Here is a 24,091-nt window from a genome sequence, read left to right as displayed (position 1 = left end):
CGATGGCCAAGGTCAGCGCTGCCGCGGCGATCCGGCGCCAGCCGGACGTGGCGCCCCCGTCGTCGCTGCTGCCGATGCCGCCGCTGCCGGGAGCACCACCGCCGTCGTCCGAGGAAGACCGCCTCGCCCGCGCGCTGCACGACGCCGCGCGGCCCTTGATCGCGCTGGCCAGCCAGCTGCGCCGCGCGATCGTCGACGACCCCGAGGGCATGAAGCCGGCGCTGGCCGATGCGGTGCAGCGCTTCGAGCGCGCGCTCGCGTCCGCCGGCTGGGACGAGCGTGGCATCTCCGCGGCCAGCTACACGCTGTGCACCTGGATCGACGAGGTGGTGGCCGACACGCCCTGGGGCGCGGGCGGCGCCGGCCTGCTCGAACGTTTCCACGGTGAGCGCGGCGGCACCGACCGCCTGCTGCGCCTGCTGTCGCACCTGGCCGAACGCCCGCAGGAGAACCGCGCGCTGCTGGCGCTGTTCCATGCCTGCCTGAGCCTCGGCCTGCACGGCCACCTGCAGGACAAGGCGCGCCAGCTCGAGAAGCTGCGCAAGCGCGTCTTCCTGGCGCTGCCGACCGCCGACCTGCCGCTGTCGCCGCCGTGGCAGCCGGCCGTCAAGCCCGGCGTGCCGCTGTGGCGGCGCCGGCTGACGCTCGGCGCGCTGGTGCTGCTGGGGCTGGTGACCCTGGGCGTCTACACGACGAGCCAGCTGCTGCTGGCATCGCAGGTGGACGAGGTGTTCGCCTCGATGCAGCGCCTGTCGCCCGAGACGCGGCCGGCGCCGGCCTCGGCGCCGGGCGCCGCGGCGACACCGGCGGTCGATGGTCCTGCACGGTTGCGGCCGGCGCTGGCCGCCGAGCTTGCGAAGGAAGGGCGCATCGTCGTGCGCGACGAGGCGCACCGCAGCACGGTGTCGATCCCGGCCGAGCTGCTGTTCGATGGCGGCGGCACACGGCTGCTGTCGTCGGCGGCACCGCTGCTGGCGCGCATCGGCACGACGCTGGCGGTGCACCCGGGCAAGGTGGTGGTGATCGGCCACACCGATGGCAGCGATCGGCGCAGCGCACGGCTGCCGTCGGCCTGGCACCAGTCCTACGAGTGGGCCCGCGAGACCGCGGCAGGGCTGGAGCAGACGCTGCCGGCGCATCGCCTGGCGGTCGAAGGCGCGGCGGACCAGGACGGACCAGGCCCGGACGCCGCCTTGCCGCGGCGGCGCATCGACATCGTGCTCTACCCCTGAACGCCGATGAGCCCGCTGCTGCCGCGCGTCCAGATCGTCGCCAACATCGCCGGCGCCGCGCTGCTGGTGTGGCTGGCCGCGCCGTTGCTGGCCATCGGCGGCCGCCATCCCTTCGATGGCCGCGCCGAACGGGTGGTCCTGCTGCTGGCCATCGCCGCCACGGCCGGCCTGGCGCTGCTGCTGCGCCGGTGGCGCCGCAAGCGCCTCAATGACCGCCTCTTCGCGCAGCTGCAGGCCAGCGACGACGCGTCCGAAGCCCTGAGCCAGCGCTTCGCCCAGGCGATGCAGCTGCTGCGCACCGGCCTCGGCGCCGGCAGCGCCACGGCACCCGCGCACTGGTGGCAGCGGCGGCGACAGGTCTACCAGCTGCCCTGGTACCTCTTCATCGGCGCGCCCGGCGCCGGCAAGACCACCGCGCTGCTGAACGCCGGCCTGCGCTTCCCGCTCGCCGAGCGGCTGGGCGTGGCGCCGGTGGCCGGGGTCGGCGGCACGCGGCAGTGCGACTGGTGGTTCACCGACCAGGCGGTGTTCATCGACACGGCCGGCCGCTACACCACGCAGGACAGCCGTAGCGACCAGGATGCGTCCGAGTGGCGCCTGTTCCTGCAGTTGCTGCGGCGCTACCGCGCGGAGCAGCCGATCAACGGGGTGATCGTCACGGTCAGCGCGCCCGACCTGCTGCAGGGCGGCGCCGAGCTCGCGCACCAGGCCGCCGCGGTCGACCGCCGGCTGCAGGAGCTGCGCACGCAGCTCGGCCTGAGCTTTCCGGTCTACCTGCTGGTGACCAAGGCCGACCTGCTGGCCGGCTTCATCGAGTGCTTCGGCGACTTCGACCCCACGCAGCGCGAGCAGCCCTGGGGCGTGACGGTCGAGCTCGAGACGCCGGCCGCCGGCGTGCCGGACACCTTGGCCGCGCGCCTGGCCGAACTGCCGGCGCGCATCGCCGCGTCGGTGCCGCAGCGGCTGCAGGCCGAGCCGCTGCCCGAGCGGCGCTCGGCGATCCACCACTTCCCGGCGCAGATCGAGCTGCTGCTGCCGGCGCTCGACGCCTTCCTGCAGCGCGCCTTCCGCCATGCCGCCGACGCGCCGGTGCAGCAACTCCGCGGCGTGCACTTCAGCAGCGGCACGCAGGAGGGCAACCCGATCGACCGCGTGATCGGCGAGCTCGGCCGCAGCTTCGGCTTCGCGATCAAGCCCACCGAGCCGGCGCCGGGCCGCGGCAAGGCCTTCTTCCTTGCCGGCTGGCTGAAGCGGCTGGTGATCGCCGAGGCGCCGCTGGCGGGCCTGAGCCTCGCCCGCCGCCGCCGCCGCCGGCGCACCGAGGCGCTGGCCGGCAGCGTCGCCGCGCTGGTGATGCTGGGCGCCTGCGCCGGCTGGGTGCACAGCTACCGCAATAACCGCGACTACGTGGCCGCCGTGCGCGAGCGCGTGCAGCGCGTGACGCAGGAAACAGGCCCCGCGCGCGATGGCCGCATCGACCGCCTGCTGCCGCTGTACGCGCTGCTGCAGCAGCTGGCCGCGAGCGGGGCGATCGATCCCGACAGCCCCGACGGCGTGCCGTGGAGCCATGGCCTCGGCCTGTTCCAGGGGCCGCGGCTCGCGCGTTCGGCCGAGGCCACCTATCACCGCGTGCTCGACCGCACCTTCGCGCCGCTGGTGGTCGAGCGCCTGACGCAGGCAGTGCGCCAGGAACGCGACCCGGCCACGCGCTACGAGGCGCTGCGCGTTGCGCTGATGCTGGTGACGCCGGGCCGGCTGCAGCGCGGCGAGGTGCAGCGCTGGGCGGCGATCGCCTATGCCGCGCCGGGCGGTGCGGGCGCTTCAGTGTCCGGCAGCGCCGGCACCGCCTCCGGCAGTGCCGCGGTGGCGCCCGGCGCCGGCGAACAGGAGGAGTGGCTGCGCCACTTCGACGCGCTGCTCGAACGCAACGCGGTGCTGGAGGCGATGCGGCTCGACGAGGCCACGCTGCAGGCGGCGCGCAGCGCCCTGGCCGCCGTGCCGCTGGAGCAGCGCGTGCACGACCGGCTGCTGCGCCGCGCGCGCGAGCGGCTCGGCAATCCGCAGTCGCTGGCCGAGCTGGCGAGCCCGGCCGCGGTGCTGGCCTTCGCCCCGGCCGATGCCGCGTCGGCCCTGCCGGCGATCCCCGTCGCGTTCACCCGCGAGGCCTGGCGCACCCTGATCGAGCCGACGATCGAGCCGACGATTGCCGAGCTGGCCGACGAGGCCGAGTGGGTGCTGGGCGAGCGCTCGCCGGCGCTGCGCCAGCTGGCCGCCGACCGCGCCGCGCGCGCGCCGATCGCCCGCGCCGTGGGCCAGCGCCACGCGCAGGCGACTATCGCCGCGTGGGACCGGCTGCTCGGCACGCTGGCGCTGCAGGCACCGGCCGATGCCGATGCGCTGGCGCGCTTCGCCACCGAGCTGGCGGCAGCGGAATCGCCGCTGCAGCAGCTGCTGCGGCGCATCACGACCGAGTTCGCCCCGGCGCCCGCCGCGACGACGGCCTCGCCGGCCGCGCAGGCGCTGGACGCCGCCCTGGCCGCTCACTTCGCGAACTTGCGGGAGTACGCCGCCAGGTCGTCGGCCGCGATCGACCGCCTGCTGGTGCCGCTGCCCGTCGCGCTGAAGACACCGGCCGGCCCGCGCGCGGCGGAGCTGCTGAGCGACCTGCGCTCCGAAGGCGCCGCGGCGCCGCCGCCGCTGCGCGAGGTGTGGACCGGCCTCGCCGAGGCGCTGGCCGGCGCGCAGAAGCAGGCGCTGGAACGCCAGCTCGGCGGCAGCCTGGCCGAGCTGGCGCAGACCTGCCGCCGCCTGACGTCCGAGCGCTTCCCGTTCGCGCCGAACGCGACGCGCGACCTGCCGTATGCCGACTTCGCGCGGCTGTTCGGCCCGAAGGGCCTGTTCGACAACGTGTTCCGCCACCAGCTGGCGCAGCGGGTCAACAGCCAGCAGCGGCCGTGGACGCTGATCGACGAGGCCGGCGCGCCGCCGCAGGCGCAGGCCGCGCTGCGCGCCTTCGAGACCGCCGAGGACATCCGGCGCCTGTTCTTCCCCACCGGCCGCAGCCTGCCGCAGCTGCAGCTGCAGCTGACGCCGCGCGCGATGGACGGCGAGCTGCTGCTGTTCAGCCTGGATGTCGACGGCCAGCTGCTGCGCTACGAGAACGGCCCGCGCCGGCCGAAGGCGCTGCTGTGGCCGGGCCCCGCGGCGACGCAGAAGGTGGTGCTGCGCATCCTGCCGGCGGGGCCGAGCGGTGTCGGCGCGGAGGTGCACGAGGGTCCGTGGGCGCTGCTGCGCGTGCTGCAGCGCCACGGGCTCGCGCGCGGCGACGCCGCGCGCAGCGCGCTGGCCCGCGTGGAGGTCGACGGTCGCGCGCTGCAGCTGGACGTGCAGGCCGAGGGCGCGGCCAACATCGCGCTGCTCGGCGAGCTGTCGCGCTTTCGCTGCCCGGAGCCGTGGTGAGGCCATGAACGTCGCCGCTGCGCACGACCGCTCGATCGGCTGGTACGGCAAGCTGCCGTGGGTCGGCGACTTCGTCGGCCAGGGCCTGCCGTGGCAGCGCCTGTGGGACGCGTGGCTGCAGCGCTGCCTGCCGGTGGCCGAAGCGGCCGTCGGCGGCGGTGGGGCGCTGCGCGAGCGCGTGCGCGGCATGGCCCCGTGGCAGGGGCTGTTGCTGCCGGCGGACGGCCAGGCGCGGGGCTGGTGCGCCATCGTCGCCGGTTCGAGCGACCGCGTCGGCCGCGTCTTTCCGCTGATAGTGGCCGAGGCCGTGCCGCGCGCGACGCTGGAGAACGCGTCGCTGGTGCGGCTGCAGGCGCGCATGCTGGGCCTGAGCGACTGGCTGTGGGACGCCACGGCCTTCGAGTCGCTCGAAGAGTTCGAGCAGGGCGCCGCTTCCTGGGCGGCGAGCGAGTGGCCGCCGGTCACGCAGCCCGGCGGCGCGTCGGCGATCACCGAGCGCGTGGCCGACCTGCGCCGCGCCTGGCCGCGCGCGGCGTCGTTCTGGTGGCCGACCGAGCCGGTGCCCGACGTGCGGCAGCCGGTGGCCGAATCGTGGCCGCCGTCCCAGGGCCTGCTGCTGCGCATGCTGGCCGACGGCGGCGCGTGAAGCGCCCCAGGGCACGCAAAGCACCCGAGGCCTCCGAGGTACCCGAGCTGCGCGCCTGACGAGCGGGGCACGCGCCGTCGGGCGGCCGGCGCTCAGTGCGGCGGCGAGCCGATGCCGCCCGGCTGCCGCGCCCGGGCCTCCGCGGTGAAGGCCTCGTAGGCGCGCACGAATTCGCGGCCGAAGGCGCTGTCGAAGGTGTCGTCCAGGTGCTCGACGAGGCTGGCATGGGCCTTCTGCAGGCGCTGCCAGAGCTGCGCCTCGCGCAGCGCCGGCATCACGCGCGCGACGCCCTGCGGCGGATCGGCCGCGGCCTCGATCGCGTCGGGCCCGAGCTGGCGGATCAGGTCGAGCATCGCCGCGCGCATGCCGGCGGCCATCGCCAGCTGGTGCACGTGCAGGTCGTGGTGCGCTTCGCGCAGCGCGTCCAGCGGTCCGAGGAAACCGGGGCGGCCACCGGCTTCCAGCAGCTGCTTCAGCGCTTCGCCGCCATCGGGCGCGAACTTCAGCAGGTTGTTCTCGCGCGCGGTGACGCCGGTGCCCTTGGTGCGCAGGCTGCGCTTGGTCAGCGCGCGGGCGCGCAGCAGCTCGACCAGGCCCTCGGTCGACGCCCGCAGCAGCGCGCCGAGGTGGGCGAGGGTGACCGCGTCGACAGTGAACGGCGTCGCCGGGTCCAGCCCGGCGCCGTGCAGGAAGGCCTGCGCCAGCGCCTGCGCATCGGCCTGCGCGGCGGCGGCGGCCTCGGCGGCCATCGCCTCGGGCGGCGGGCGCTGCATCAGCATCGTCGGCGGGAAGGCCGGGTCCGGCGGCGTGGGCCCGGCCGACGCCACGGTGCGCGGCTTCGCGCCGGAGGCCAGGTCGGGATCGCCCAGCGCCGGCAGCGGTGACTCGGGGCCGAGCGGGTCGGGCACGGTGTCGAGGTTGAACCAGCGGTCCAGGCGGGCCGGCTGGGAGGGCCGCGGCGGAATGGGGGGCACTGGGGGCACCGCGGGGATCGGTGGCACGGGGGGCACCGCCGGCGGCTGCGCGGCCGCCGCGGCCGGCGGTGGCATCACCGCTGGGCGGGGCGCGGCGATCGTCGCGTCCAGCAGGGCGGCATGCGGGTCCGCCACGGCGGTCGCCACCGGCTCGACCAGCAACTCGAAGCCGCCGATGCGCAGCCGGTCGCCGGGCTGCACCAGCCGGTCGTGGCTGGGCATCAGGCGCTCGTCGTTGATCGTCATCGGCGAGATCGTGCTGAGGCAGCGCAGCAGCGCCAGCCCGCCGGGCTCGGGCGCGATCCACGCGTGGCGGCGCGAGACCAGCCGCAGCGGGTCCTCCAGCACGACTTCGCAATCGAGGGCGCGGCCGATGGTGGCGCCGGCGGGGCCGACCGCGTGATAGTCCTGGCCGGCGGGGGCGTCGTCGGGACGCCGCAGGATGCGCAAGGCGATCATGGCGGCAATTTGAACCGGATCGCGGCCGGCCGCAACCCATGACCCGACGTCGACGGAGCACCTTCGAGGAGATCGGCATGCCGGCTTCATGCGCTGATGGGGTTCAACCGGTTCGCACCCGCCCACTTCGTTTGTGGGGGGTGCTGGCTGCAATGGCGTGCTGCGCTGCGGCACACGCGCAGACCACGCTGCATTTCCGCGAGGGCCAGCGCATCGATCCGCAGCAGGTGCGGCAGATCCTGGCCAACGATGCGGACAAGCGCGGCCGCACGCGCTCGATCCGGCTGCTGGATGCGCCGGTAGCCGACGCACCGGCCGTCGCCGCGCCGGGCGACGACCGCGCGGCCAGCGTGCTGTCGCTGCCGGTGCAGTTCGAGTTCGACTCGGCGACCATCCTGCCCGAGGCCCGCGAGCAGCTCGACGCGATCGCCGAGGGCATCAAGCTGCTGCCGCCCGGCCGCCGCGTGGTCATCGAAGGCCACACCGATGCGGCCGGCTCCGAGGACTACAACCAGCAGCTGTCGCGGCGCCGTGCCGCGGCGGTCAAGCAGTACCTGGTGCAGCGCCACGGCCTCGAGGCGCAGCGCATGCGCGAGATCGGCCTCGGCGAGCGCCAGCCGCTGGACGGCGCCGACCCGTTCGCGCCCGACAACCGGCGCGTGCAGTTCCGCGGCGGGTGACCGCCCGGCGCACCGGCTCGCGAGCCCACCGCCCGACGAACATCGGCTTCCGCGCCGGACGGCCCGCGCGCCCCGACGGGTTCCCGCTTGACGATTGGTAGCCAAACGGCTACCGTTGCCAACGGGAAACCAAATGAAGCCGAACCACCTCGCCGTCGCTGCCGCGCTCGCCGATCCCACGCGCGAGGCCATCGTGCAATTGCTGGTCGAGCGCGAGCATGCCGTCGGCGAGATCGCCGAGCGCTTGCCGGTGGCCCGGCCCACGGTGTCCAAGCACCTGCGGCTGCTCGAGAGCGCCGGCCTCGTGCAGTTCCGCAGCGAGGGCACGCGCAACGTCTATGCGATCCGGCCCGAGGCCCTGGCGGAGCTGCGCGACGAGCTCGACCGCATGTGGTCGCGGGCGCTGGCGCGGTATGCGCTGGTCGCGCGCAACACCGACCCGGCCGGCAACAAGAAGAGGACCTGAGCATGCCGACGTCCATCACCGCAACCACCGACACCACCGACCGCCTGGCCCCCGTGCACCACCGCATCGAGGTGCCGCTGCCGCCCGCGCAGGCCTTCGAGCTCTTCACCGCGGGCATCGCGCGCTGGTGGCCGATGGTCTCGCATTCCTGCAGCGCCGAGCGCGATGCGCGCGTGGTGTTCGAGCCGTTCGTCGGTGGCCGCGTGATCGAGACCGCCAGCGACGGCCGCCAGCACACCTGGGGCACGCTGACCGCCTGGCAGCCGCCGGGGCACTTCGCGATGACCTGGCACCCGGGGCGCCCCGAAGCCGAGGCCACGCGGCTCGACGTGCGTTTCCACGCCATCGACGGCGGCTGCGCGATCGAGCTGGCGCACGATGGCTGGTCGCAGCGCGGCGACGGGGCCGAGGCGCGTGAAGGTTATGCACGAGGCTGGCCGCGGGTGCTGGCCGAGCTCGAACGCATCGCGAAGGAGACCGCATGAAGAAGACCGCGCTGATCGCGGCGCTGCTGGCCGCGCTGGGTCCGGCGGCGCCCGCCGGGGCCGCCGAACGGGCCGTCGAGAAGGAAGTGGTCGTGCCCGCGGCGCTGCCGGCGGTGTGGGAGGCCTGGACGACGAGCCGCGGCATCACCAGCTTCATGGCGCCGCATGCGGTGGTCGAGCCGCGCGTCGGCGGCGCCTTCCACATCCACTTCGCGCCCGACGCGCCGCCCGGCCAGCGCGGCGCCGACGACATGCGCTTCATGGCGCTGCAGCCGATGAAGATGCTGTCGTTCGACTGGAACGCGCCGCCCAGCCTGCCGCAGGCACGCGCACAGCGCACCTTCGTGATCCTGCGCTTCGAGCCGGTGACCCCGACGAGCACCCGCGTGCGCCTGCACCACACCGGCTGGGGCGACGGCGGCGAATGGGACGAGGCCTACCGCTACTTCGACCGCGCCTGGGGCGCGGTGCTCGGCAAGCTGGTGCAGCGCTTCGAGCAGGGGCCGGTGGACTGGGGCCGGCCGGTGAAGTTGCCGGTGGCGCAGTGACGGACAGGCCGTCTGCTGAACCCCATCGCGGATAGTTCTTGGTCCCACTGGGTGACGATTCGTAATAGCTCGCGATGGCGCGTTCGAACTTACCCCCAATCCAACCGAGCCGTGCGAGCCGTTGCCGATGCCCGACCGTCACCCAGACGGTCGAAGCGGCCGTCAATCCGAGGCAAACCAAGGCGACGGCCAGCAGCACACCCAGGTAGGTGAATCCCGGTGCGCTACCTCGTCGGACAGGGCGATGCCGGACGATCGCGATGCCGCGGCGTACGAAGATGGCGAGCTCGCCGCGGCCTGGCGCCGAGCCAATAGGGAAAACTGGAGAGCAACATGAACACTCCCGATGCCTCGATAGAGCAGCGGTTAGCGTTGATTGAGACGCTCTTCGAGAAGTCCGATTTCTCGGCCGTTCTGCAGATTTGCAACGACATCATCGAGCTGGACGATGGCCACTTTGAAGCGCATAGCGAGCGCGCCCGAGCAAATCAGCGGCTAGGCCGTTTGGGCGATGCGATGAGTGACCTCCAAGTGCTGATTGATCTGCGCCCTGACTCACCGACGGCATATCTCCGGCGAGCTGCATTGAACATGGAGCTCGGCCATGATGCGCTTGCCGTCATGGATCTTTCTAGAGTAGTCGAGTTGGGCGATGGCTACTACCTCAGTACGGCCCATTTCTATAGAGCCATCGCTTATCACAACATCGGTGACAAGGAAGCCTCGAGACGAGACGCGACCTTGCTTCCGAATGACTTCCGATTCTTCGTAAAGACAAAGGATCACGGAACCCGGCAGCTTTCGCGACAAGAAGTTCTTGATCTCGCGTCGTAGTGCGGTTGCGCAGGACCTCCGTCCGGCCTGCTGGGGTGGCTGGATGCGGCGTGCCAGGCATGGCCGCAGCCGTCGCACAAGACCGCGCTCACATCGTGAGGAAGGGCGCGGCCGCCTCCAGCAGCGCCTGCGGCGCCTCCTCCGGGATGTAGTGCCCGCACGGCAGCGCGGCGCCGCGCACGTCGGCGGCCACGCGCTGCCATTCGGCCAGCGGATCGAAGCAGCGCTGCACGATGCCGTTGGCGCCCCACAGCACCAGCAGCGGCGCCTGCACCAGCCGGCCGGCGTCGCGATCCTCGCGGTCGTGCTGCAGGTCGATGCCGGCGGCGGCGCGGTAGTCCTCGCACAGCGCGTGCGCGGCGCCGGGCAGGCGCAGGCAGCGTTCGTATTCGGCGAGCGCGCGCGCATCGAAGGGCGCCATGCCGGCGTGGCGGCTGCCCATCACGCCGCGCAGGTAGGCCACCGGGTCGGCTTCGAGCAGGCGTTCCGGCAGCGGCGTGCGCTGGATCAGGAAGAACCAGTGCCAGTAGGCGCGCGCGAAGGCCTCGGTGGTCTGCGTGTACATCGCCAGCGTCGGCGCGATGTCCAGCAGCACCGCACGCTCGACCGCCGCCGGGTGGTCCATCATCAAACGGTGCGTGACGCGGGCGCCGCGGTCGTGCGCCAGCACGCGAAAGCGCGGGTGGCCGAGTTGCTGCATCACGCGCAGCACGTCGCGCGCCATCGTGCGCTTGCTGTAGTTCACGTGGTCCTCGCCGCCGGGCGGCTTCGACGAATCGCCGTAGCCGCGCAGGTCGGGCATCACCAGCGTGAAGCGCTCGGCCAGCGCCGGCGCGACGCGGTGCCAGATCGCGTGGGTCTGCGGATGGCCGTGCAGCAGCAGCAGCGGCGGGCCCGCGCCGCCGGTGCGCACGTGCAGGCGCACGCCGTCGTCGACGTCGAGGTCCCGGGTCGGCCAGCCGGGAAAGAGCGGGCTGCTGTCGTCCATGGCGTCAGGCCTCCGTTCGTTCGTAGACGCTGCGCGTGCCCTCGACACTCGGGCGCAAGTCCATTCGCTTCAGCCACTCGTCCAGCCGCGTGAAGCGCGCGAGCATCGCCCGGCCGTCGGGCGTCAGCGCGAAGTAGCGCAGCATCGGGAACAGGTGCAGGTCGGCCAGCGTCGGCGACGGGCCGAGCAGCAAGGGCTGGTCCGGCGTGGTCAAGGCCGTCAGCGCGGCCAGCGCCCGTTCGCAGGACGGCAGCGCATCGGCGATGCGCGCCTCGTCGGGCGCGCGCCCGCTGCGCGGGGCGCTGATGCGTTCGACGAACACGCCCCACACCAGCGGCCGGTAGGCGTAGGCATCGAGCAGGCCGACGATCTGGTTCATGCGCGCACGTTCGCCCGGCGTCGCCGGCTGCAGCGGCGGGCCGTCGAAGGCCTCGTCGACATAACGCGTGATCGACGCGGTTTCGTAGAGCATGAAGCCGCCGTGCCGCAGCACCGGGATGCGGCCGAACGGATGGCGCACGACGTGCTCGGCCGGCACGCCGGCGGGGCCGAAGATCTCGACCTCCTGCAGCGCATAGGGCACGCCCTTTTCCTCCAGCGCCAGCCGCGCGATGCGTGTGTAGACGCTGCGTTCGAGACCGTACAGCTGGACAGGCAGTTCGGGGGCCGGCATGGGCGGTGGTGGAGATGCTGCGGCGACGATGGGGATGATAGGCGGGCCGCTATCCAAGGCGCGCGGACGGGCGTACGCTGCGGCGAGCCCGTGTTCGCGCCCCGATCCATGAAGCTTCGCCCGCCCGCATCGACCGAATCGACCGAATCGAATTCGTCCACGCCGCAGCCGCTGCGGCGCCTGCTCGTCGCCGGCTCGCTGCTGCTGGCCGCGCGGGCCGTCTGGCGCCCGGCGATCGCGCAGGGCAAGCTGCGGCCCACGCCGTCGCAGACCGAGGGCCCGTTCTATCCCACCACCTTGCCCGACGACACCGACAACGACCTGCTTCGCCAAGGCCAGCGCAGTTATGCCCATGGCCTGCCGGTGTGGCTGGAGGGCACACTGAGCGACGTCGACGGCCGCGCGCTCGCCGGCGGCACGGTCGAGATCTGGCAGTGCGACCACGCCGGCCACTACCACCACCCCGGCGACGGCGGCAAGGCGGACCTCGACTTCCAGGGCTTCGGCCGCGCCGAGGTCGATCGCGACGGGCGCTTCCGCTTCCGCACGATCCGGCCGGTGGCCTATGTCGGCCGCACGCCGCACATCCACGTCAAGGTCAAGCTCGGCACGCGCGAGCTGCTGACGACGCAGCTCTACGTCGCCGGCGAACCGGGCAACGAGCGCGACGGGCTGTGGCGCCGGCTGAACGCCGCCGAGCGCGCGGCGCTGACCCTGCCGTACTCGGCGGGCGCCCAGGGGCTGCAGGCGCGCTGCAGCCTCGTCGTGCAGACCTGATCCCGTGCGTTCAGCGCTGCGCCGCGGCCACGGCCGCGTGCGCCGCGCTGGCCCGCGCGACGACCGCCGGCCCCGGCTGCGCATCGGCGACGATCGGCTGCTCCAGCGCCGCCTGCAGCCAGTCCGGCAGGAGGATCACCGGCCCGATGCCAGCGCCGGGCGGCATCAAGGCCGGCACCTCCTGCGCGAAGGTGAAGGCATGCGTCGGGTCGTACTTGCACTTCACCGCGTAGAGCCCGGCCTGCGCGTCGCCCCAGTACGCGGCGGCGTAGTCCGGCTCGTCGCGGCGCGGGTAGTTCTGGTAGATCTCGCCGTTCCACGCCGGCTGCATCAGCGCCATCCATTCCTTCAGGAAGGCCTCGGCCGCGGGCTTCTCCGCTTCCGAGTACCAGAACACGTCCATCACCGCGTTGTACGCGGCCTGGCGGTGCACGAAGGCATTGCCGGGGGCGGGGTACGCGGGGTAGGCGTTGATCGCGCCGCCGTAGAACTCCATATAGAAGTAGGTCACCCAGTTCGGCGCGCGCACGAACTGCTGCAGCAGCGCCAGCCATTGTTCGGGCGGCACGGCCGTCGACGTGACGTAGCGCGAGGCCTTGTCCTCGCTGGGCATCGGGCTGTCCGGCGGCAGGCAGGGCATGCCGTAGGGCACGTTCAACAGGTCGTGGTTCAGCGCGAAGAACGTGTCCATCTTGGTCCACTGCACGATGCAGCCGGGCAGCGCCACCAGCGGCGCGATCGCCGCCTGGCCGTCGGCCTCGCTGCCGACGTACAGGCCGCGCACCATCAGGTACGGGTACTGCGGCCCGCTGGTCGACAGCCCGCCCTCGACGCCCGGCTGGTAGCACAGCGAGACCTGGATGTTCAGCGCCGCGGGCAGGTTGGCCAGCATGTACTGCGACTGCAGCGCCATCATCGCGCCGGTCGCGTTGGCGAAGTCGGCATCGGTCTGCAGCGCCCAGATCAGCGCCCAGCCGAAGCAGTCGCCCAATGGCCGCAACTGGTAGCGCACCGAGAGCAGCACGCCGAAGTTGCCGCCGGTGCCGCCGCGCATCGCCCACCACAGGTCGCTGTTGACGCTGTCGCTGGCGGTGACGATGGTGCCGTCGGCCAGCATCACGCGCATGTCGACCACGTTGTCGCAGTTCATGCCGAAGGTGACCGACGTGAAGCCGTAGCCGCCGCCCTGCAGGTAGCCGCCGATGCAGACGTCCGAACACTCGCCGCCCGGCACGTGCAGGCCGGCCGCGGCGAGCACGCCGTCGAGCTTGCTGAACGGGCAGCCGGTGCCGACGGTGGCAATCTGCGTGGTGCTGTCGATCGTCACGTCGTTCAGCGCGCTGACGTCGATCAGCACGCCGTAGCCGGCCGAGAAACCCGCGGTGCAATGGCCGCCCGAGCGCACGGTGAAGGGCAGGATGAACTCCTGCGCCAGTTGCAGCGCGATGGCCACGTCGTTCTCGACCGCGCAGTAGATGATGAAGATCGGATAGGCCTGGAAGGCCGGGTTGAAGAGCTGCCGGTCCTGGTTGTAGTCCGGGTCCCAGGGCATCACGATCGTGCCCTGCAGGTCGGCCTGCGCGGCCTTCAGCCGTGCGCGCGGAATGCGCTCGAAACAGCTGTCTTCCAGGCGATCCCAGTGCTCGAACTTCGCGCGGTCGCGGCGGTGCTTGCGCGTGAACTGGTGCAGCATCGGTGAAGACTCCCTCGTCGACTTCGTTGATTGAAGCGCCGCAGCCTAGGGGAAGCCCCGAGGTCGCGCAATCGTCGGCATCCGCCGTCAAACGGCGCAAAAGCGGCACAGTTCGCTCGGCGCCGGCGTGGCCGGGCCGATATCATCGGCCGGACTTGCGGCCCCACGAGGGACCGGCGATCACCCACGGAGTCGGATGAGAGAGCGTCGCGAGGACTCGATGCAGCAGCCACCGGATGCGACGCTGGGCGCCGCGTCGGCCGCGCTCGACGACGGCCGCGTGCAGGATGCGCGCGCGCTCGCGCAAGGCGCGGTCGACCGCGCCCGCGAGACGGCCGACCTGCCGCTCGAAGCCCGCGCGCTGGCCTGCCTGGCGCACTGCGAACGCATCGCCTCGCGCCTGCGCCTGGCCGCGGCGGCTGCACGGCGCTCGGCCCAGCTCTTCGAGCAGCTCGGCGACGTGCAGGGCGAAGTCGGCGCGCTGATCACGCTGACGCACGTCTGCATGCTGCTCGGCCGCAACGACGAGGCGGTGGAAGCCGCGCTGCTGGCCGTCTGCCTCAGCGACGCGCGCACGCCGCAGCCGCAGACCGTGCTCGCGCACAACTGCCTCGGCCTCGCGTATTCCTGGAGCGGCGATCACGAGCGCGCCGACGCGTCGCTGGAGATGGCGGTGCAGGCCGCGCGCCGCTGCGTGCCGCCGGTCAGCGTCTACCAGCCGCGACTGAACCAGATCTTCGTCGAGGCCTCGCGCTTGATCGACGAACGTTTCCAGACCGGCGCGCTGCCGCCGCTGGAGCGGCTGGGCACGCTGCTCGACGAATGCCTGGCGCTCGAACGCGCCGGCGCCGGCGTCGGCATGCTGCCCGGGCTGCGCGCGATGGCGCGCACGATCTCGCTGGCCTCGACCGCGCTGCTGCAGGCCTGGCGCGGAGAGCACGCGGTGGCACACGCGACGATCGACGCCGCGACGCAGTCGCTCGCCAGCCCGCTGACCTGGCTCGACTGCTTCGTGCGCTGGTGCGCGGCCGAGCTGGCGTGGTCGCAGCGCGACTGGCCGGCCACCGAGCAGGCGCTGGCCGAGATGAAGGCGATGGCGCTGGCCGTCGAACACGAACAGCTCGCCTGCCGCGCGCACCTGCTGCTGGCGCAGGTCTACGAGCTGCAGGACAAACATGTCGAGGCGCACCGCGAGCAGCGCGCGCTGCGCCTGCGCGAACGCCGCGCGCTGGCCGACGGCCTGTCGAGCCGCGAATCGCTGGTGTCGTGGCAGCTCGGCGCGCGCCAGAGCGAACGCCACCTGCAGCAGGCGCTGAGCGCCTCGAAGCAGTTCGAGCGCTGGTCGCTGGAGGACGCGCTGACCGGCCTGGCCAACCGCCGCCATTTCGAGCAGACGCTGGTCGACCGCCTGCCGGCGTGCATCGCCGCCGGCCGGCCGCTGTCGGTGGCGATGGTCGACGTCAACCGCTTCAAGTCGGTCAACGACCGCTACACCCACCGCGTCGGCGACCGCGTGCTGAAGACCATCGCCGCGATCATGGCCGCGCAGGTGCGCGAGAACGACCTGCCCGCACGCTGGGCCGGCGACGAGTTCGTCGTGCTGTTCGACGGCACCGGCGCGCAGCAGGCGCACCAGGTCTGCGAACGCATCCAGCAGGCCGTCGCGGCGTTCGACTGGGAATCGATCGCCCCGGGGCTGCGCATGTCGGTCAGCATCGGCGTCAGCGAGGCGCGCGCGGACGACACGGCCGAGGCCGTGGTGCATCGCAGCGACGAGGCGATGTACCGCGAGAAGCAGGCCGGCCAGGCGGTGGTGCGGCCAGCGTCGGCGCCGTCGCGCTGACGTCTCCCATGCCCGCGCGCTCGTAACAGGCGCGCCGCGTCCATCCCCGCCGTCGCCCGGCCCCGTCGCGCCGTGACCGGTCCGCCACCGGTTCGCCGGGGGCGGCGACGGGGGCACACTGCGGGCATGCTGGCCACTGCGACCCCCGCCCCGTTGATGCCCTTGCGCGACTGGTCGCGCCTCGTCGCCTGGCGGCGCGTGCGCTTCGTGCTGCTGCTGTCGGTGCCGTTCAGCCTGATGAACAGCGCCACCTCGGCGACGACGCCGACGTGGATCTGGTTCATCCGGGTGGCGATCACCGGACTGCTCGCATTGATGGCGTTCGGCGTGTTCGAGCAATGGCCGGCGACGCTGCCGAAGCGCCTGGCGCGCTGGGTGCTGCAGCTGGTCGCCCTGGTGGTCGCGGTGCCGATCGGCGCGGCGATCGCCTACTGGGTGACGACCGGCGAGCTGGCGTTCTGGCGCGAGCCGCTGCGCCTGACCGGCTACCGGCACATCTTCTTCCAGGGCATCCTCTTCGGCCCATGGATCGCGCTCGGCGCGATGGTGCGGCAACGCGAGGCGCTGGCCCACGAGCAGGCGCTGGCCTTCGCGCTGGAGCGCAGCCAGTTCGAGCGCCAGGCGCTCGACGCGCGGCTGAAGCTGATGCAGGCGCAGGTGCAGCCGCACTTCCTGTTCAATACGCTGGCCAACGTGCGCGCGCTGGTGCGCACCGGCTCGCCGCAGGCGCCGGCGGTGCTGGACGCGCTGATCAACTACCTGCGCGCCGCGGTGCCGCGGCTGGACGAGACCGCCAGCACGCTCGGCCACGAGCTGCAGCTGGTGCGCGCCTACCTCGAGCTGATGCACATGCGCATGCCCGACCGCCTGCAGTTCGCGATCCATGCCGATGCCGCCGCCGAAACGCTGCGCTGCCCGCCGATGACGTTGCTGACGCTGGTGGAGAACGCGGTGCGCCACGGCATCGACCCGGGCGAGGAGGGCGGTCGCATCGAGGTCAGCGTGTCGCTGCGCGACGGCCGCTGCATCGTCCGCGTGACCGACACCGGGGTCGGCCTGCAGCCCGCGGCCGACGGCGGGCTCGGCACGGGCCTCGCCACCCTGCGCGAACGCCTGCAGCTGGCCTTCGGCGGCGATGCGCGGCTGAGCCTGACGGGGCTGGTGCCGCAGGGCGTCGCGGCCGAGATCGAGTTCCCGGCGCAGCCGGTGCCCGTCGCATGAGCACCCCGCCGCGCCACCCGACCGCGCTGATCGCCGACGACGAGCCGCTGCTGCGCGACGAGCTCGAGCTGATGCTCGCGCAGTCCTGGCCCGAGCTCGAGGTGGTCGCGCAGGCGCGCAACGGCCGCGAGGCGGTGGAGCTGTTCGAGCAGAAGCGGCCCGACATCTGCTTCCTCGACGTGCACATGCCCGGGCTGTCGGGCGTCGAGGCGGCACGGCTGATCGGCCGGCGCGCGCACCTGGTCTTCGTCACCGCCTTCGACCAGTACGCGTTGAAGGCCTTCGAGCATGGTGTGCTCGACTACCTCGTGAAGCCGGTGGAGCCGGCACGGCTGGCGACGACGGTGCAGCGCCTGCGCGAGCGCCTGGCCGACGCGCAGCCGGCGCTGGCCAGCGAGACGCTGCTGCAGCAGCTGGCCGCGGCCTTGCAGCGCGGCGCGGCGCCGGCGAGCGCGGCCGCGGCGACCGCGGCGCCGTTGCGCTGGATCCGCGCCACCGTCGGCTCGACGCTGCGGCTGATCGCCGTCGACGACATCGACTTCCTGCGCTCGGACGAGAAGTACACGCTGGTCGCCTGGCGCGGCGACGACGGCAAGCCGGCCGAGGCGCTGCTGCGCACCCCGCTGAAGGAACTGCTCGGGCAGCTCGATGCGACGCACTTCGTGCAGGTGCACCGCTCGGTCGTCGTCAATCTGCGCTCGATCAGCCACGTCAACCGCGGCGAGAACGAGACGGCGGACGTGCATCTGAAGGGCCGCCGCGAGGTGTTGCCGGTGAGCCGGACCTTCCTGCATCTGTTCAAGCAGATGTGACGGCGGCGGCTCCGCCGCTTCGATTGGGGATGAGGCGGCTCGCCCGCCTCGGACGTGTCACCGTCCTCCGGCACAATGCGCGTCGCGCAAAGGACCGCCGGGCACACGGCGCCAGCGCATTCTTCGGATCGACGAGCCAGGGAGGTTTCATGGATTCACTGAGGGCGATCGGCGTGCTGATCGCCGTGGCGCTGGGCATCGGGTTGGCCGGTTGCGCGACGCCGGAGCGCGTGGCGCTCGCGCCCGTGCAGCGGGCGGCCATCGCCGAGCTGCGCACGCACGTGGCGGTCGCGCCGACCGAGGCTTCCCCGACCCCGAGCTCGATCTCGCCGCTCGATGCCGCCGAGCATCGCCGCGCGTTCGACGATGCGCTGCGCCGCGAGTTGCCCAAGTACCCGATCCGGCTCGGCGCGATCACCGCGGCCGCGCAGGCGCTCGATGCGCCCGAGCGCGCGCGCCTGTTCGGCGAGCTGAAGCCCGCGCAGGCGCTGCTGCTGATCGAGCCGCAGGCGCGCTTGTCGGCCGACGCGCGCACGCTGGAAGCCGACGCGGTGGTGTCGCTGTGGACGCGCGAGGCCGGTGAACGCCGGCCGGTGCAGCGCGTGCTGCTGCGCTACCGCTCGCAGCCGCTGGGCAGCGGCGGCGCGGCCTCGCTGGCCGGGTGGTCGGCCGACGACGGTGCGGCGCTGCACGCGGCGCTGCGCGAATCGGTGATCGAAACCATCGACATGGTGCTGCTCGAATTCGACCTCGCGGTGCCGCCGGTGCTGACCGAGCCGCCGCGGGCCTTCGCCGTGAACCTCGGCGGCGCACCCGGCGCCGTGCGCGGCCAACTGCTGAAGGAGACCGCCAGGCGCGCCACCGTGCTCGGCGAGGATGGCCGCCTCTACTCGCTGCCGAAGCCGTTGAGCGCCACCGCCGCCAACGCCAACACGGTCACCGCCGCGCGCTGATCGACGCGCCGCGCCGCCGCGGCGGTCGATCACCTGCCCGGCCGCCTGGCCGGCCGCGGTTCAGCCGGGAGAACAACTGAAACCGGCGCACTGGCGCGCCGAAGAACGGCTGCGACGCGTGGCCGACACCATGCGGGTCATCATGTCCATGACCCGCGCCATCGCCCTCGTCCTCGGTTCCTTCGGCCTGATGGTGGCCGTCGCAGCGGCCTGCGCGCTGTTCACGCTCGCGCTCACCGGCCGGCCCGACCGCGACGGCGGCAAGACGCTGGGCGCGGCGATGCTCGGCCTCGGCCTGCTCGGCGGGCTGCTCGTGGCCTACGTCAGCGCGCTGGCGTCGGGCGGCTTCGCCGGCATCGCCGACCAGGTCGCGCCGGCCCCGCTGCGCTGGGCGCTGGTGCTGGCCGCGGTGACCAGCGCCGCGGTGGTCGCGACGATGTGTGCGACGCTGCGCAGCGAATCGCCCGGCGAAGTGCCCTGGGTGCTGCTGCCGCTGCGATCGTGGGCGCACTGGATCTGGCTGCCGGGCCTCGTCGCCGGCGCCGTGTTCGGCCTGTACCCGGCGCTGCGCGAGGCGCTGCCCTCGCGCAGCTGGCAGATGCCGCTGCAGGGCCTGGGTGCGCTGTCGCTGCTGCTGGCCACCGGGCTGCTCGCGCAGCTGGCCTTGTCGATCGCCGACCACCGCGCCGTGCGCGCGCAGGCGGACCTCGACTTCCATGCCCGCCGCGACGCCAGCATCCTGCAGCAGGTGCAGCAGGCCGATCCGCAGCGAGATTTCCTGTCGCTGCTGCCGCAGAGCTCGCGCGACGAGGTGCCGGAGATCCGCGCGCTGGCGATCGCCAAGCTGCGCAGCCATCCCGACCTGGACGGCGCACTGGCCGGCGTGCTGCGCGGCGCATTCGCCGACGAAGCCTTCACGTTCCTCGAAAGCAACGAGCCGGTCGACGCGCGCGCGCTGGCGCCGGTGGTGCGCGAAGGCATCGTCGCCCACGCCCGCGCCTTGCGCGAGCAGATGGCCGGCACGCACACGCTGCGGCCCGACGACTACCAGTACCCGGTGCTGCGCATCCTGGCCGTGGCCGATCGTTATGCAAGTTATGGCGTCGACTACCGCCCGGCGCTGCGACAGGTGCGCGATGCCTACGACACCCCGCGCGACTACGCGCAGCCGACGCCGAAGATGAACGGCCAGCGCGCGGTCGACGACTGGCTGCGCCGGCACTGAACCTCACGACGCCTCGAAGGACCCACCATGACGCTGTTCTGGACCCTGTGGAGCATCGACGCCTTGATGGCGGCGATCCTGGTCGCCTTCTTCGTCATCGGCCTGGCCGACGGCAGCGTGTCGTCGTTCAACATCGTCCTGTGGCTGGGCATGCTGGGCGCTGCAGCCGGGCTGCTGTGGGGCAGCCACGCGCTGCAGGCCGCCGGGCACCACGCGCTGGCCCACGGGCTGCTCGCCGCGGTGGCGGTGCCGGGTGTGCTCTTCGGCCTGCTGCTGCTGATGGCAGTGGTGCTGAAGCCGCGCTGGAACTGAAGCAGCCGCCCCGTCAGCCGCTTGCTCAGCCGCCCGGTGCCGCCCCGTCGGCGGCGATGATCGCGAAGGTGGCGTGCGCGGTCGCCACCGCGTTGTCGTCGACGCTGAGGACCGCCTCCAGGCTGGCCAGCGTGCGGCCCCGGTTCACGATGCGCGAGCGGCACTGCAGCGTGCCGCCGCGCACCGGCCTGAAGTAGTTGATCTTCGCCTCCACCGTCGCACAGCGTTCGCCCCGCGCCAGCGCGCTGAACAGCGCCGCCCCCATGCCGGTGTCGGCCAGCGTGAACAGCACGCCACCGTGCACCACGCCGCTCGAGTTCAGGTGCAGCGGCGCGATCACCAGCGTCAGCAGGCTCGCGCCGTCGCGGACGTCCGCGATCTCGGCGCCGACATGTTCGACGAAGGGCAGGCGCATGGTGGGACTCGGAATGGCTGGAAGAGGCGGATTGTGTGCGCACGATCGGCCGGCCGATGTCCACCGCGCGACGCGCGGCGCCAAGGCCCCGCTCCGCCGAGATCGCCGGGCCCTCTCAGCCGTGCTGAACGAAGTGCGGCGGCAGAGGTCGTGCGCCCAGCACGCGTCCCAGTGCTGCGGGCCGCAGGTCGATGCCGGCCAGTGCGGTCAGCGGAAACCACTTGAATTCCAGGATTCGCCCCTCTTCCTGGCCACGATGCGGCACCTGCTTGTCGAGGATGGGCGATCCGGCCGGCAGCGTCGCCTCGAAGTACAGCCCGACCTCATGATGGGCCTGGCCGCCATGGTCGAAGAAGTTCTCGCCGGTGCACAACAGGCGGCCGCATTCGATCGCGACACCGAGCTCTTCGCGGAGCTCGCGAACCACCGCTTCGCCGGCTTGCTCCCCTGCGTTCACCCGCCCGCCAGGCACGGCCCAGAACGCATCGCCGGCCAGCCGGTGAAGCAGCAACTGATCGTCGTCGATGATCACTGCCCCGACGCGGTACTGGAAGCGATGCGAGCCGATGCGAACGGAGATCATCGCGGGATCAGACCTCTGACTCCGGCACCATCACCCGTGCGACGAACACCGACGATTGCTTCATTCGCTGCTCCCGCTGCATGGACGCTCTTATCGAAGGCTATCCACCCAACCTGCACGCCAGCACCGCCCACAGGAAGCTTCTGCCGAAGCGGTCCGAGCCCGGAGGGTGCTCCTCCATCGGCGTGACGTCCAGCACGTCGAAACCCCGCGACCAGATGTCCCGCAGCTGCCGTTCGGTGTAGCCCAGCCCGCCGCCGACGTGGCCGCGTTCGAGCACCTCGTCGTCGGTCAAGCCACTGCCGCCTTCGGGCCTGAAGCACACCAACCCGAAGTGAGCGCCCGGCTTCAGCAGTCGCGCGACCAGGTCGACGTAGGACGTCCGCCGATGCGGCGGCAGGTGGTGGAAGCAGCCCGAGTCGTAGACGAAGTCCGCGTCACCATCGACCGCGGGGTCGAGGTCGAAGACGGATTGCTGCGCCAGCCGCACGTCGAGGCCGCTGGCGGCAATGCGTTCGCGTGCCCAGGCCACCGCCGACGGCGAGTAGTCGACCGCGCGCACCCGGAAGCCGGCACGCGCCAGGTGCAGTGCGTTGCGCCCGTGGCCGCAACCCAGGTCCAGCGCGTGGCCCGGCGCGATGCGCCCGGCCCGCAACCAGCGCACCAGGTTCTCGTCGGGCGCATCGACGAAGAACGGGCAGGCCCGGTCGCGGCGTTCGTAGAACGTCGCCCACTTCGCCTGTTCCGGCCGCCCGATGCGCTCGTCGAGCGCCGCACTCCAGGGATTGTGCGACTCCGTCATCGGCACCTCATTTCTGCGGGGTTCCGCTCGCCTTGCGCGTCATGGACAGCCGGACCGCCCGCAGCAGCGACTGCTGCTGGGCCGCCGTGTCGACCGGCCAGCGCGCGAAGCCGGCGCCGTTCACCTTGGCGTCGGCGAACAGGCCGGCCGGGTCCTCGTGGAAGTGCAGGAACGCCGTCGAGCCGCGATAGAAGATGCCGGGCTTGCGCTCGATCAGGCCGGGCAATGCGCGCAGCTGCTCGAGCAGCGCGCTCAGCTCGGCGAGGGCCTCGGGACTGGCGTGCTTCATTTCATCGGCCGCCGCCGTTGACGGTTCGCTGCTTCTCGATGGCCAGCAGCGCCGCAGCGAGAAATGCGCCGTGATCCGTGCCTGCTGCATCGATGTCGGGACTGATGCCTATGCCGTCGACGGCAACCGCCGACGGAGGCTCCCAATGAGCACTCGTGTACTTGATCCCTCCGCCGTTGGGCAGTAGCGAGATCGTCTGAATGCTCGCGAATCCGCCGCTTCGGCGACCCACGACGAGGCCGCGACCGTGGTCCTTGATCGCTGCGACGATCAACTCCGCGCCCGCGGCGGTCGCCTCGTCGATCAGAACGGCGAGTGGGATTGTCTTGATCGCTGGTGGCAGGTCGGCCAGGCTATCGACCTCGTTTCGGCGCGTGTAGTACTCCGGGCGCGCCATGAAGCGCAGATTGCTTGCGATAGCGGCGTGGCTTCGAAGGGTAGCGATCAGCTTGGTGGAATCGAGGAAGATCGAGGCGTGTCCGACGGCCGACTGAAAGAGCCCGCCCGAGTTGCCGCGGAGGTCGAGAATGAGGGCACTGGGCGGGGCAGTTCGCCACTCGGATGCAATGAAGCCCGCTGTCTGCGCCAGAGTGGCCTCTGCCAGGTCCGGCACGCGAAGCCACAGGACTCCCGGGGCCGGATGTTGGACGGTCACTGCACCGGCGTCCACGTTCGTGGCTGCGGAGCGCACTGTGAACGAAAGCCGCTGTCCGGCTCGCCCAACAACGATCACCACGGCTGCCTCCGACCGATCCGACAGGAGCTTGTGGACTCGCCAAAGCGGCAGTTTGTCGATGCGCTGCCCGTCGATTTCGATGAGCCGGTCTCCGAAGTGCAGCCCTGCGGATGAAGCGGGGCTATCCGGGAGAGGCAGAACGAGGACATCGCCACGTTGTCGGCGAAGTGAAATTCCCAGCGCCTTCGCCCTCGTGCGCGATCCCTGGCGAAAGGCGGCAACGTCCTGCGGGCCGATGTACTCGCCAAGATCAGGGTCAATGGCCTGCACCAGTTGCTCGATTGAACGCGACGCAGATTCCGCGTCCGTCAGGGGCCGGAAAAAGTTTGACTTGAGAATGGATATGGCGGCTGCCAGAGATGCAGCCTCGTCCCCCGGGGGCGGCGCGTCCGTCGACTGCGCAAGGCAGGTACTCGCGGTCAGCAAGGAGAGGGCAAGGAGGCCGAGGAGTCGCATGGCTTGCATTGTCTGTGCCTCGCGCGGCCCAGCTAGCCAGCAGACGCTACCGCGCGCGCGCTCACGCCTTGCACACCGTGTACCCGTTGTCGAAGATCACCCGCCAGCGCCCGTCGCCGCCGAGCTGCCAGGTGGTGAAGAACTTCGCGAAGACCTTGCCCGACGGGTCCATCACCGGGCCTTCGGTATAGCCCAGGCGGCCTTCGCCGGACACCTCCGCGAGCTCAGGCTTCCACGAGAAGGGCGCCGGGCCGGGGGCGTAGAAGCGCGTCCAGTGCACGACGATCGCGGCCTTGCCGCGCAGCGGCTTGCCGCCATTGACGAACACCGCGTCGTCGGCGAGGAAGCTGCCGAAGCCGGCGAGATCGCGCCGCGCCATCGTGTCGGCGAATGCGGTCTCGGCGGCGCGCACCTGCGCCAGCAGCTCGTCGGGCGATGCGGTGGCGCGCGGCGTTGCGCAGCCGGCGGCGGCGAACGCGGGCAGCGACGCGGCGGCGATCAGGGCATGGCGGCGGTCGGTCATCGGTCGG

25 protein-coding genes are annotated in these 24,091 nt (G+C 72.3%); 15 read left to right on the top strand and 10 right to left on the bottom strand.

Annotated elements, in window-relative coordinates:
- The first annotated feature begins 2 nt into the window (after positions 1 to 2).
- Genes icmH through tagF form a run of 3 tightly spaced genes read left to right on the top strand, consistent with a single transcriptional unit; the run spans position 3 to position 5,337 of the window.
- On the top strand, positions 3 to 1,232 hold the full coding sequence (gene icmH, locus P1K89_RS18755) for a type IVB secretion system protein IcmH/DotU (protein ID WP_284618011.1): 1,230 nt from the start codon (positions 3 to 5) through the stop codon (positions 1,230 to 1,232).
- A 6-nt stretch (positions 1,233 to 1,238) separates the two neighbouring features.
- A complete protein-coding gene (gene tssM, locus P1K89_RS18750; RefSeq protein ID WP_284618010.1) occupies positions 1,239 to 4,691 on the top strand; it encodes a type VI secretion system membrane subunit TssM in 3,453 nt (1,150 codons plus the stop codon).
- A gap of 4 nt (positions 4,692 to 4,695) precedes the next feature.
- The gene (gene tagF, locus P1K89_RS18745; RefSeq protein WP_284618009.1) at positions 4,696 to 5,337 is read left to right on the top strand and encodes a type VI secretion system-associated protein TagF; all 642 of its coding nucleotides are present in this window, start codon (positions 4,696 to 4,698) and stop codon (positions 5,335 to 5,337) included.
- A gap of 92 nt (positions 5,338 to 5,429) precedes the next feature.
- On the opposite strand, the gene tagH is transcribed toward tagF, so the two are convergent.
- Positions 5,430 to 6,770 carry a type VI secretion system-associated FHA domain protein TagH gene (gene tagH / locus P1K89_RS18740; protein WP_284618008.1) on the bottom strand — a complete coding sequence of 447 codons (1,341 nt, stop codon included), beginning with the start codon at positions 6,768 to 6,770 and terminating at the stop codon, positions 5,430 to 5,432.
- Positions 6,771 to 6,922: 152 nt separating this feature from the next.
- Here tagH and P1K89_RS18735 point away from each other — a divergent pair, with 152 nt between their 5' ends.
- The 5 genes from P1K89_RS18735 (at position 6,923) to P1K89_RS18715 (ending at position 9,783) form a co-directional block, all read left to right on the top strand.
- The gene (locus P1K89_RS18735; RefSeq protein WP_284618007.1) at positions 6,923 to 7,450 is read left to right on the top strand and encodes an OmpA family protein; all 528 of its coding nucleotides are present in this window, start codon (positions 6,923 to 6,925) and stop codon (positions 7,448 to 7,450) included.
- Between the two features lie 133 nt (positions 7,451 to 7,583).
- Positions 7,584 to 7,916 carry an ArsR/SmtB family transcription factor gene (locus tag P1K89_RS18730; RefSeq protein ID WP_284618006.1) on the top strand — a complete coding sequence of 111 codons (333 nt, stop codon included), beginning with the start codon at positions 7,584 to 7,586 and terminating at the stop codon, positions 7,914 to 7,916.
- Positions 7,917 to 7,918: 2 nt separating this feature from the next.
- A complete protein-coding gene (locus tag P1K89_RS18725; protein ID WP_284618005.1) occupies positions 7,919 to 8,401 on the top strand; it encodes an SRPBCC domain-containing protein in 483 nt (160 codons plus the stop codon).
- Positions 8,398 to 8,949 (top strand): SRPBCC family protein, encoded by a 552-nt coding sequence (locus tag P1K89_RS18720; protein ID WP_284618004.1) that lies wholly within the window; start codon positions 8,398 to 8,400, stop codon positions 8,947 to 8,949. Before P1K89_RS18725 ends, P1K89_RS18720 begins: the two co-directional genes overlap by 4 nt.
- 333 nt (positions 8,950 to 9,282) lie before the next feature.
- A complete protein-coding gene (locus P1K89_RS18715; protein ID WP_284618003.1) occupies positions 9,283 to 9,783 on the top strand; it encodes a tetratricopeptide repeat protein in 501 nt (166 codons plus the stop codon).
- Between the two features lie 88 nt (positions 9,784 to 9,871).
- Here P1K89_RS18715 and P1K89_RS18710 read toward each other — a convergent pair whose 3' ends face one another.
- Both P1K89_RS18710 and P1K89_RS18705 read right to left on the bottom strand, forming a co-directional pair.
- Positions 9,872 to 10,771 carry an alpha/beta fold hydrolase gene (locus P1K89_RS18710; RefSeq protein WP_284618002.1) on the bottom strand — a complete coding sequence of 300 codons (900 nt, stop codon included), beginning with the start codon at positions 10,769 to 10,771 and terminating at the stop codon, positions 9,872 to 9,874.
- A 4-nt stretch (positions 10,772 to 10,775) separates the two neighbouring features.
- Positions 10,776 to 11,444, bottom strand: coding sequence for a glutathione S-transferase family protein (locus P1K89_RS18705; RefSeq protein WP_284618001.1), 669 nt, complete (start codon positions 11,442 to 11,444; stop codon positions 10,776 to 10,778).
- Between the two features lie 108 nt (positions 11,445 to 11,552).
- Between P1K89_RS18705 and P1K89_RS18700 the strand changes: the two genes are divergently transcribed.
- Entirely contained in the window at positions 11,553 to 12,221 is a 669-nt protein-coding gene (locus tag P1K89_RS18700; RefSeq protein ID WP_284618000.1) for a dioxygenase family protein, read from the top strand.
- Positions 12,222 to 12,231: 10 nt separating this feature from the next.
- On the opposite strand, the gene P1K89_RS18695 is transcribed toward P1K89_RS18700, so the two are convergent.
- Positions 12,232 to 13,914 (bottom strand): FAD-binding oxidoreductase, encoded by a 1,683-nt coding sequence (locus P1K89_RS18695; RefSeq protein WP_284617999.1) that lies wholly within the window; start codon positions 13,912 to 13,914, stop codon positions 12,232 to 12,234.
- A 196-nt stretch (positions 13,915 to 14,110) separates the two neighbouring features.
- On the opposite strand from P1K89_RS18695, the gene P1K89_RS18690 reads away from it, so the two are divergent.
- The 6 genes from P1K89_RS18690 to P1K89_RS18665 all read left to right on the top strand — a co-directional run bounded on the left by P1K89_RS18690 (position 14,111) and on the right by P1K89_RS18665 (position 20,280).
- Positions 14,111 to 15,757 (top strand): GGDEF domain-containing protein, encoded by a 1,647-nt coding sequence (locus P1K89_RS18690; protein WP_284617998.1) that lies wholly within the window; start codon positions 14,111 to 14,113, stop codon positions 15,755 to 15,757.
- Between the two features lie 156 nt (positions 15,758 to 15,913).
- The gene (locus P1K89_RS18685; RefSeq protein WP_284617997.1) at positions 15,914 to 16,978 is read left to right on the top strand and encodes a sensor histidine kinase; all 1,065 of its coding nucleotides are present in this window, start codon (positions 15,914 to 15,916) and stop codon (positions 16,976 to 16,978) included.
- Positions 16,975 to 17,790, top strand: a complete 816-nt coding sequence (locus P1K89_RS18680; protein ID WP_284617996.1) for a LytR/AlgR family response regulator transcription factor — start codon at positions 16,975 to 16,977, stop codon at positions 17,788 to 17,790. Before P1K89_RS18685 ends, P1K89_RS18680 begins: the two co-directional genes overlap by 4 nt.
- A gap of 149 nt (positions 17,791 to 17,939) precedes the next feature.
- On the top strand, positions 17,940 to 18,743 hold the full coding sequence (locus P1K89_RS18675; protein WP_284617995.1) for a hypothetical protein: 804 nt from the start codon (positions 17,940 to 17,942) through the stop codon (positions 18,741 to 18,743).
- A 142-nt stretch (positions 18,744 to 18,885) separates the two neighbouring features.
- Positions 18,886 to 19,968 (top strand): hypothetical protein, encoded by a 1,083-nt coding sequence (locus P1K89_RS18670; protein WP_284617994.1) that lies wholly within the window; start codon positions 18,886 to 18,888, stop codon positions 19,966 to 19,968.
- A gap of 27 nt (positions 19,969 to 19,995) precedes the next feature.
- The gene (locus P1K89_RS18665; protein WP_284617993.1) at positions 19,996 to 20,280 is read left to right on the top strand and encodes a hypothetical protein; all 285 of its coding nucleotides are present in this window, start codon (positions 19,996 to 19,998) and stop codon (positions 20,278 to 20,280) included.
- 25 nt (positions 20,281 to 20,305) lie between these two features.
- Here the strand turns inward: P1K89_RS18665 and P1K89_RS18660 are convergent, their stop codons facing one another.
- The 6 genes from P1K89_RS18660 to P1K89_RS18635 all read right to left on the bottom strand — a co-directional run bounded on the left by P1K89_RS18660 (position 20,306) and on the right by P1K89_RS18635 (position 24,084).
- On the bottom strand, positions 20,306 to 20,695 hold the full coding sequence (locus P1K89_RS18660; RefSeq protein ID WP_284617992.1) for a PaaI family thioesterase: 390 nt from the start codon (positions 20,693 to 20,695) through the stop codon (positions 20,306 to 20,308).
- A gap of 115 nt (positions 20,696 to 20,810) precedes the next feature.
- On the bottom strand, positions 20,811 to 21,278 hold the full coding sequence (locus tag P1K89_RS18655) for an NUDIX hydrolase (protein WP_284617991.1): 468 nt from the start codon (positions 21,276 to 21,278) through the stop codon (positions 20,811 to 20,813).
- Between the two features lie 100 nt (positions 21,279 to 21,378).
- Complete coding sequence (locus tag P1K89_RS18650; protein ID WP_284617990.1) at positions 21,379 to 22,080, bottom strand: class I SAM-dependent methyltransferase; 702 nt, start codon at positions 22,078 to 22,080, stop codon at positions 21,379 to 21,381.
- Between the two features lie 7 nt (positions 22,081 to 22,087).
- Positions 22,088 to 22,369: a hypothetical protein gene (locus tag P1K89_RS18645; protein ID WP_284617989.1), complete on the bottom strand. Its 282-nt coding sequence runs from the start codon at positions 22,367 to 22,369 to the stop codon at positions 22,088 to 22,090.
- Between the two features lies 1 nt (position 22,370).
- The gene (locus P1K89_RS18640) at positions 22,371 to 23,561 is read right to left on the bottom strand and encodes a S41 family peptidase (protein ID WP_284617988.1); all 1,191 of its coding nucleotides are present in this window, start codon (positions 23,559 to 23,561) and stop codon (positions 22,371 to 22,373) included.
- Positions 23,562 to 23,622: 61 nt separating this feature from the next.
- Complete coding sequence (locus P1K89_RS18635; RefSeq protein ID WP_284617987.1) at positions 23,623 to 24,084, bottom strand: YybH family protein; 462 nt, start codon at positions 24,082 to 24,084, stop codon at positions 23,623 to 23,625.
- Positions 24,085 to 24,091: the final 7 nt, after the last annotated feature.

Origin of the sequence: Aquabacterium humicola, from assembly GCF_030167915.1 — a bacterium.
GTDB lineage: Bacteria > Pseudomonadota > Gammaproteobacteria > Burkholderiales > Burkholderiaceae_C > Pseudaquabacterium > Pseudaquabacterium humicola.
Note: the sequence above shows the minus strand (reverse complement) of the source record. Positions and strands in the feature narration are given on the sequence as shown.

Coding starts and splice junctions, on each gene's coding strand:
- icmH (WP_284618011.1), top strand. CDS start 3: ATGGCCAAGGTCAGCGCTGCCGCGGCGATCCGGCGCCAGCCGGACGTG.
- tssM (WP_284618010.1), top strand. CDS start 1,239: ATGAGCCCGCTGCTGCCGCGCGTCCAGATCGTCGCCAACATCGCCGGC.
- tagF (WP_284618009.1), top strand. CDS start 4,696: ATGAACGTCGCCGCTGCGCACGACCGCTCGATCGGCTGGTACGGCAAG.
- tagH (WP_284618008.1), bottom strand. CDS start 6,770: ATGATCGCCTTGCGCATCCTGCGGCGTCCCGACGACGCCCCCGCCGGC.
- P1K89_RS18735 (WP_284618007.1), top strand. CDS start 6,923: ATGGCGTGCTGCGCTGCGGCACACGCGCAGACCACGCTGCATTTCCGC.
- P1K89_RS18730 (WP_284618006.1), top strand. CDS start 7,584: ATGAAGCCGAACCACCTCGCCGTCGCTGCCGCGCTCGCCGATCCCACG.
- P1K89_RS18725 (WP_284618005.1), top strand. CDS start 7,919: ATGCCGACGTCCATCACCGCAACCACCGACACCACCGACCGCCTGGCC.
- P1K89_RS18720 (WP_284618004.1), top strand. CDS start 8,398: ATGAAGAAGACCGCGCTGATCGCGGCGCTGCTGGCCGCGCTGGGTCCG.
- P1K89_RS18715 (WP_284618003.1), top strand. CDS start 9,283: ATGAACACTCCCGATGCCTCGATAGAGCAGCGGTTAGCGTTGATTGAG.
- P1K89_RS18710 (WP_284618002.1), bottom strand. CDS start 10,771: ATGGACGACAGCAGCCCGCTCTTTCCCGGCTGGCCGACCCGGGACCTC.
- P1K89_RS18705 (WP_284618001.1), bottom strand. CDS start 11,444: ATGCCGGCCCCCGAACTGCCTGTCCAGCTGTACGGTCTCGAACGCAGC.
- P1K89_RS18700 (WP_284618000.1), top strand. CDS start 11,553: ATGAAGCTTCGCCCGCCCGCATCGACCGAATCGACCGAATCGAATTCG.
- P1K89_RS18695 (WP_284617999.1), bottom strand. CDS start 13,914: ATGCTGCACCAGTTCACGCGCAAGCACCGCCGCGACCGCGCGAAGTTC.
- P1K89_RS18690 (WP_284617998.1), top strand. CDS start 14,111: ATGAGAGAGCGTCGCGAGGACTCGATGCAGCAGCCACCGGATGCGACG.
- P1K89_RS18685 (WP_284617997.1), top strand. CDS start 15,914: ATGCCCTTGCGCGACTGGTCGCGCCTCGTCGCCTGGCGGCGCGTGCGC.
- P1K89_RS18680 (WP_284617996.1), top strand. CDS start 16,975: ATGAGCACCCCGCCGCGCCACCCGACCGCGCTGATCGCCGACGACGAG.
- P1K89_RS18675 (WP_284617995.1), top strand. CDS start 17,940: ATGGATTCACTGAGGGCGATCGGCGTGCTGATCGCCGTGGCGCTGGGC.
- P1K89_RS18670 (WP_284617994.1), top strand. CDS start 18,886: ATGTCCATGACCCGCGCCATCGCCCTCGTCCTCGGTTCCTTCGGCCTG.
- P1K89_RS18665 (WP_284617993.1), top strand. CDS start 19,996: ATGACGCTGTTCTGGACCCTGTGGAGCATCGACGCCTTGATGGCGGCG.
- P1K89_RS18660 (WP_284617992.1), bottom strand. CDS start 20,695: ATGCGCCTGCCCTTCGTCGAACATGTCGGCGCCGAGATCGCGGACGTC.
- P1K89_RS18655 (WP_284617991.1), bottom strand. CDS start 21,278: ATGATCTCCGTTCGCATCGGCTCGCATCGCTTCCAGTACCGCGTCGGG.
- P1K89_RS18650 (WP_284617990.1), bottom strand. CDS start 22,080: ATGACGGAGTCGCACAATCCCTGGAGTGCGGCGCTCGACGAGCGCATC.
- P1K89_RS18645 (WP_284617989.1), bottom strand. CDS start 22,369: ATGAAGCACGCCAGTCCCGAGGCCCTCGCCGAGCTGAGCGCGCTGCTC.
- P1K89_RS18640 (WP_284617988.1), bottom strand. CDS start 23,561: ATGCGACTCCTCGGCCTCCTTGCCCTCTCCTTGCTGACCGCGAGTACC.
- P1K89_RS18635 (WP_284617987.1), bottom strand. CDS start 24,084: ATGACCGACCGCCGCCATGCCCTGATCGCCGCCGCGTCGCTGCCCGCG.